This window comes from Dietzia sp. DQ11-38-2 (assembly GCF_014145055.1).
Lineage (GTDB): Bacteria > Actinomycetota > Actinomycetes > Mycobacteriales > Mycobacteriaceae > Dietzia.
Window position 1 is genome coordinate 1 of record NZ_JAALDW010000345.1, and the last position, 2,111, is coordinate 2,111.

At 72.4% G+C, this 2,111-nt stretch carries 3 protein-coding genes; all 3 read right to left on the bottom strand.

The features are described from left to right. Positions 1 to 821: SURF1 family cytochrome oxidase biogenesis protein (locus tag G6026_RS11875; RefSeq protein WP_182613302.1), on the bottom strand; the 821-nt coding region annotated here is incomplete at its 3' end. A 31-nt stretch (positions 822 to 852) separates the two neighbouring features. Continuing rightward, positions 853 to 1,329, bottom strand: coding sequence for a low molecular weight protein-tyrosine-phosphatase (locus tag G6026_RS11880; RefSeq protein WP_107756158.1), 477 nt, complete (start codon positions 1,327 to 1,329; stop codon positions 853 to 855). Next, the gene (locus G6026_RS11885; protein WP_107756159.1) at positions 1,319 to 1,987 is read right to left on the bottom strand and encodes an HAD hydrolase-like protein; all 669 of its coding nucleotides are present in this window, start codon (positions 1,985 to 1,987) and stop codon (positions 1,319 to 1,321) included. Before G6026_RS11885 ends, G6026_RS11880 begins: the two co-directional genes overlap by 11 nt. Positions 1,988 to 2,111: the final 124 nt, after the last annotated feature.

Genomic DNA, 2,111 nt, shown 5'->3' on the forward strand with positions numbered 1-2,111 from the left:
GGGCCGTTGGGCGGGCCGTCGCCCGGGCCGTCGCCCGAGCCTCCGGGCGGCGGTGCCGTGGACGTCTCGTCCGCCTCGGCCGCCTCGGTTTCGCGACGACGCGCCCGGATCTCAGCCCAGGCGAAGTAGGCCAGGGCGAGAGGCGCCAGGACACCGAAGGCGAGCCACTGCAGCCCGTAGGACAGATACGGGCCGTTCTCGATTCCGGGGATGGGCACCGGGGTCAGTGATCCGGGCTGGTCCCCTGTGAGCTGGAGATACCCGTCGGGGATGAGTGTGTGGTCGAGGGCGTCGCCCAGGACCGCGGGGTCCAGGACGCGGACGGCAGGGAGCCCGTCGACGAGGACCGGCTCGACCTGACCGCTCTCCGCGGCCCTGAGTCGCGCGGTGATCTCGACGGGCCCACCCGGCGCGGCGGCGTAGTCGGGCACCGTGTTGTTCTCGCCGACGGGAACATAGCCACGGTTGACCAGGATCGCCGGCCCGTCAACCGGCTCGAACACCGTCATCACCTGGTAGACCGGTTCGCCGTCGACCGCGCGCAGACGCAGCAGGGCCTCGGAGTCGGGTTGCCACCGACCGTCCAGCGTCACCAGCCGCCATTCGCGCTCCGCGAACGCCTCGGGGCCGTCGACCACCTGCCCGAACGGTGCCGGGGCGGCCTCGATGGACTCCGCCAGGCGGGCGTTGCGGGCGTCGAGATCCTCGCTCTTGCCCAGTTGCCACGGGGCCAGCAACGCGAAGCACGCCCAGGCGAACAGCGACACGGCGAGCAGACCGATCAGCCAGCCGGGACTCAGAAAGCGCCGCAGACTCCGCATGGCACCAGGGTATCCGCTGGGTCCGGACCCGCTACGCCAGGAGGGCACGCACCTCGGCCACCAACCCGGGGAGCGCCCCGGTGATCTGGAGACGGGTCCGGGTGAAGCCGTCGTCGTCCCCGTAGTAGGGGTCGGCTACGTCGTGACCGTCCGCCGCGGGGTCGAAACCCCGCAGGAGGCGGATGCGGTGATCCTCGACCCCGGCGTCGAGGAGGTGGTCGCGGTGGCCGCGGTCGAGTGCCACCACCAGGTCGGCGGTGTGGTCGGCCGGGGCCAGTTGCGCGGCCACGTGCGTGTCGTCGTACCCGTGGGACCGCAGTTCGGCCGCCGCCCGCGGGTCCATCGGGTCCCCCACGTGCCACCCGCCGGTGCCCACGCTCGAGACGGTGACCCTATCGCCCAACCCGGCCCCGGCGAACGCGTGGCGGGCCATGACCTCGGCCATGGGGGAGCGGCAGATGTTGCCGGTACAGACGAAGACCACGTGGACGGGCCGCTCACCAGGCATGGATGATCCCCTCCAGTTCGTTCGTGTCCGCCGGGGACCAGCGGGCATCGGCCCACTCCTCGGGGCTGCCGTAGCCCCAGCGCACTATCGCCGTGGGGATGCCGTAACGGGCGGCCCCGGCCACGTCGTGCTCGCGGTCGCCGATCATGAGGACGCTCTCGGTACCCCCGTCGGCCTCGGGGACCGGGTCCAACCCGACGGCGGCCAGCGAATGCGCGATCACGTCGGCCTTCGCCGACCGGCCGACACGCAGGTCCGCCCCGCCGATGAACTCGAAGGGGTCGTCGAGTCCGAAGTGCTCCAGGATCCGCCGCGCGGCCCGCTGGTCCTTGCTCGTCGCCACGGCCATCCGGAAGCCCTGGCCGGCCAGGCTGCTCAGCAACTCGTCCATTCCCTCGTAGACGGCGTTCTCGAGCCACCCCACCTCGCCGTAGCGCTCGCGGTACGCGCCCATCGCCCGCTGCAGATCCGCGCCCTCGAGTCCCAGCGAGGCGAGGGTGTCGGGCATCGGCGGGCCCGCGATGGACCGGATGTCACGGGAGTCGTCCCACCGGGCGCCGACGGTGTCGAGCGCGTGACGGAGGGATTTGGCGATACCGTCCAGGGAGTCGGTGATGGTTCCGTCGAGATCGACGAGCAGGACAGGGCGATCGGGCATGTGGTCATCCTCCCAGACCCTGGTCGCCACGCGTCCCGCCCCGTCGCCGCCGCCGGCCCGCCGCCTAGGCTGCCGTGCATGAGCGCCGCGCCCGGAACCCCGACCGGACCCGAGCACGGACGTG